At 50.7% G+C, this 5,025-nt stretch carries 3 protein-coding genes and 1 pseudogene; all 4 read right to left on the minus strand.

The annotated features are described in order from the left end of the window. A pseudogene (locus tag IEX60_RS24555) lies at positions 1-1,077 on the minus strand (glycosyl transferase); the annotation flags it as partial. A gap of 50 nt (positions 1,078-1,127) precedes the next feature. Further along, positions 1,128-3,680, minus strand: a complete 2,553-nt coding sequence (locus IEX60_RS24560; RefSeq protein ID WP_188754042.1) for a cation-translocating P-type ATPase — start codon at positions 3,678-3,680, stop codon at positions 1,128-1,130. 48 nt (positions 3,681-3,728) lie between these two features. After that, the gene (locus IEX60_RS24565) at positions 3,729-4,334 is read right to left on the minus strand and encodes a cytochrome b/b6 domain-containing protein (RefSeq protein WP_188754043.1); all 606 of its coding nucleotides are present in this window, start codon (positions 4,332-4,334) and stop codon (positions 3,729-3,731) included. Between the two features lie 2 nt (positions 4,335-4,336). Beyond that, a partial coding sequence (locus IEX60_RS24570) for a phosphatase PAP2 family protein (protein WP_188754044.1) occupies positions 4,337-5,025 on the minus strand: 689 nt, incomplete at its 5' end.

A 5,025-nucleotide genomic window follows, 5' to 3' on the forward strand; every position in this document is an offset into this window, starting at 1 on the left:
AATCTGGTGTGCGGTTACGTTTCGAACGTTTGTTCTTTGTTCTATCGCAAGATAGGCGATTAGGTAAGCCAGAGTGCTCTCGGCACCTTGATTTCTGTTAATGCCGTCATGACCCAGTCCGTCGCAGCAACCGCCGGTTACGGCATCATATAAACTTAAATGTAGGTCATTTTCTCCGTAGAACCACATGAAAGCCGTTCGGGCCAACCGGAAGTAATGCTGATCGCCGCAGTCTCGATAAGCCTCTATAAAAAGCAATACAGACGCCATAGCATCAACGGGTTGTTGATCAAAAGTAGCGATTTCCTGATTGCGTTTATACCAACCATTGTTCCCTACCGGGCGTAAATATCCTTTTTGCATTGTATGCTTTTCAAGAAAGGCCAAACTCTCATAACCAACTTTCCGGCAAGAGTCATCTTTGAGCGTCCGGGCGGCACGGATCATCGCTAAGGGCAGAAGCGCGTTGTCATACGCCAACAACGACTCGTACCAATACCAATTTGCCTGACGGTTCAATTGGTATTCATCATAAAGTTTATACATCAATTGGTGCAGCAGGCCGGTTATCCGGTCATCCGTCGGGTGGTATTTCAGATAATATGTTATCCCCAGTATAGTTGTTGCAATACTCCTGATCGAACGGAGTTGTCCGAATTGTGGAACGGATTTAAAGAATATATGATGTGCCGCCTCCAAGTAAGCATTTTCTGGCGCATGCGCGATAGTATACCCAAGGGCCCATATGGCTCGGCCAAATGCATCTTCCGAACCCACATCGTCCAGGAACTGCCGGTCAAATGCCATGAAATTCCGAAATGTTCCGTCAGTATTTTGGGCATAGTTGATGTAGGCCAGATAACGGGAGATAAGTCGAAGTGCTATTTTGTCTTTGCTTTTTTGGTACACCATTGTCGCCATTAATAATGCACGTGCGTTGTCATCCAAGCAGTAACCTTCATGGTAATTCGGGATACTGTAGATGGCATGCTGGACGATTCCAGTATCATCCGTAAGCCGCAAGATGTGATCAAGACGGAATTGCGGCAATATCCCGCTATAACTTACCGTATTCATAATAAAATCCTTTTGTGGTGGATTGCAGGAGTTTCTTGTCATGGCGATGTTCAATGTAGATTTGCATCCTTTTTTGGCTTTCCAGTCAGGGGATCCAAAACCCTGCTTTCCTTTCTGCGGAACCATTTATAAACTTCAAACCACAACACGGAGACCACGGCTACCGCGATGCAAATCCCCAATTCGGATGCGCGCAGGGATGTCACGTCAAAAAATCGGGACAGGGGCTTCACGTATAGGATGGCAAAGAGCATCGCTAACACCCCCACCGTGATGCCGGTGAGCAGGGGATTCCGGCCCTTGAAACGCTCAAAAATGCTGTAGTAGAACGAGCGGTTGGCAAAGCTCAACAGGATATTCGCGAAAATCAATGTGGTAAATACCATCGTTCTCGTTTTTTCTTCGCTTCCGCCAGCCTGGGCAGTCAGTTGGTAGGCAAACAGCACACCGGCGGTAATGACCAACCCCTGGACGATGCTGATCATCAGCTCACGCCCGTTTAAAAACGTGTCGGTCATGATCCTGGGCGGTCGCTGCATGGCGTTCCGTTCCATGGGTTCATTTTCATAGACGATGGAACAAGTAGGCCCCATCACCAGCTCCAGGAAGATGACATGGACGGGGGTAAAGATCTGCGGGAATACCCATCCCAGAAACAGGGGCAGGGAAACCGTTAAAATGATGGGGATGTGGATGGAAATGATGTATTGGATGGCTTTTTTGATGTTGGCATAGATCCCTCTTCCGGCGGCAATGCCCGTGATCAGCTTTTCCAAATCGTCGTTGGTGATAACCAGGGCAGCGGCCGATTTGGCGATTTCTGTCCCTTTATTGCCCATGGCCACCCCGATGTGGGCCGCTTTCAGGGCGGGACCATCGTTTACGCCATCGCCTAGCATGGCTACGACATCACCCCGTTTTTTCAGTGCATTCACCACCGCCAGTTTGGCTTCGGGAAACATCCGCGTAAACAGCGTGGTGCGCGCCGAGAGCTGCATCAGTTCTTCTTCCGAATGGTTGATGATCTCGGCACCGTTTACAGGTGGGGCATCGCTAACGATGCCTGCCTGGGCGGCGATGGCGTTCGTGGTATCGGCATTGTCGCCTGTGATGACTTTGACAGCGATCCCGGCGTCGTAAATCCGTTGGAATACCTCTTTGATGCCTTTCTTGGGTGGGTCATAGAAGACGGTCAGCCCCAGGAATTCAAAGACGAAATCCTGCTGCTTTTTGGGGAAGTCATCCCCCTCGAATGGGGATTTAGCCACACCCAGTATGCGGTATCCCTGCTGGGCGAATGTTTTGATCCGCTCCCGTACCCGTTCTTTTTCATCGGCGGAAAGCCGGGACACGCTGAGGATGGCTTCGGGGGCACCTTTGGCCGCAACGATCCGGTTTTTGCGGGCATCGGCAAAGAGGTGCGTCATCATCGGAGGTTTTCCTTCGAGCGGATATTCATGGAACATGCGGTAGTCGCCCCGCAGGTCGCTCGGCTGTGTTTGCTCGTAGACGTTGTGCAGCGTTTTCTCCATGGGGTCAAAAGGGGCAGGCTCACTGCTCCACATGGCATAGCTGATGAGGGTCGACAACTCCGGATTGCCGAAGGATGGCGTGTCGTAGGTCTTGTCGGTCCGGAAATCATACAGGTTGATCAGCTGCATCGAGTTTTCGGTAATGGTACCGGTTTTGTCGGTACAGATGACGGTGGTGCTGCCCAATGTTTCCACGATGCTGCTTCGCTTGATGATGATGCCCTGCTGCATCAGTTTCCAGGCACCCAATGCCATGAAGGTGGTGAACGCAACCGGGATTTCTTCGGGCAGTACCGACATGGCAAGCGTCAGCCCGTTAAGCAGGCTTGCAACGAAGTCGCCGGTCTCGTAGTACCGGAAGAGGCAGACCATCAGGAAAATGACGATGCCGATAATAGCCATCGTTTTTACGAACCGGGTGATCTGAAGCTGTAGGGGAGAGGGTTCCGCCTTTATCGTTAGCAGCGACTCGCCGATCTTACCGATACGGGTTTCCTTTCCGATTTCTGTTACTTCGAAGACGGCTAGCCCGGAAACGGTGAGCGTTCCGCTGTATACCCGGTTGTCTTCCGACCGGCTGTCCTTGAATACGGAGAAACTCTCGCCGGTAAGCGACGCTTCGTTGACGGAGAAATCGTTGCTGTGTACGATACGCCCATCGGCATTGATGATTTTTCCTTCTTCGGTGATACAGAGATCGCCCACGGCAATCTCGTGGGTGGGGATGTCGACAACGGCGGAATCCCGGATCACCCGGCTCAGCGGTTCGTTGAGCTTTTCCAGCGCTTCCAATGCTTTTTTGCTGCGGTTATCCTGATAGAAAGAAATGGCAGAAACGGCCACGATGGCCGCAAACATAAATGCCGCTTCGCCGTAATCGCCCACAATCACGTAGATGAGTGAGATGACAACGAGCAGGATCAGCATCGGTTCTTTGACGATATCGATGAGCAGCGACAACCAGGAGCTTTTCCGGACGGTGGCTAACTGGTTATAGCCGTATTGCTTCCTGGAAGCGGCTACTTCGCTGTCGGTAAGGCCCTTTAGATGGCCGGGGATGTGGTAGGGCATATTGTTTCAAAATTCCATTTAAATATAATCGATATTTTTGGATATCGATCATTCGTCTCCGCCAATCATCCGCGAGGTGATCCCTTTTTGGAGGGTTGATTCTGTCATCCAAATCCCGATAAAGTGTAATATGGCAAATATCGGGAACCAGTAAATCGCCCACTTATGTACGGCTTCCATGGGTGCCTTCAGGCTGCCGTCTCCCCATTTCAGGTAGCTGCCAGTAATCGCGGTAATGACGACTAAAAGGTAAAACAGTATGTAAACGAGCCCTTGTATCCGTTCTTTCAGCGCCTGTTGGCGTTGGAATGGGTTGGGAAACCGGATGCCGGCCACGGCCATGTAGATCAGCCGGGCGGCAATTACCGCGAACAGGATGTAGGCTGCCAACTCGTGCCACTGCCACATGGGCCAAAGTATGCTTTTGATGATCCCCTGCGTTTGTGCCTGGCTAATTGCGCCCGATGCGTGCCGTTCGATGGCGTTGAGGATTGCCTGTTTTCCCATCCAGTTCATCCGTAAAAAGCCCGTNTGTTTTCCCATCCAGTTCATCCGTAAAAAGCCCGTGATGAATAATACGGACATTAATGCTGCGGTACACCAATGCAGCCCCCGGTGTATCGTGGTGAATTGTTTTGCTGTGTTCGTTTTCATGATCAAAATGTTTTAGTGATGTTTAGTCCCAATCGACCCGGCTGATAAACCGGCACTATGGTTAAAAAATGACGATTGTTTTTTGGATTGAACCATTTTGAGGTAATGGGATATAACCAATAGGCAATCTCGGTGGATAAAATACCAATACCCGCGCCTGCTACCACGTCGCCGACCCAATGTTTGTCGTTGAATATCCGATAGATGCCCGTCATCGCTGCGATGGGGTACCCGGAGATGCTTAGCCAGAAATGGGTGCCTTGGTATTCCCTGAACATAAAATGGGCTGCGGAAAAGGCGGTGGCAGTATGGCCGGATGGGAAGGAAAGGTTGTTGGAACCGTCCGGCCGCCGCTCGCCAACCCAACTTTTGGTAGGCACGACAATAGCTCCTAATATCAGTTGGGAGGTAATATAGATTACCGTCCGGTCTTTGAGGTTATGCTTGCCCTTTACCCCCAAAAGGTTGAGACCATAAACCGCTGCGGTAGGCGCGTATTGGGTATAGTTGTCTATGACGGCACCCGCTACGATGTGTTCCCTGGTTTCATGACGGGTAGATGCATTCAACCTTTTTAAACCCGGCGACAGTAAACTTAATGCCCCATAGGAGATGAATGTAGCGGGGATAACAACCCCCATTGCAGAAAACCTATTCGTATTGGCTATAGGGATGGTTGTCAGCGAGTCCG

Origin of the sequence: Parapedobacter defluvii (genome assembly GCF_014642075.1) — a bacterium.
Taxonomy (GTDB): Bacteria; Bacteroidota; Bacteroidia; order Sphingobacteriales; family Sphingobacteriaceae; genus Parapedobacter; species Parapedobacter defluvii.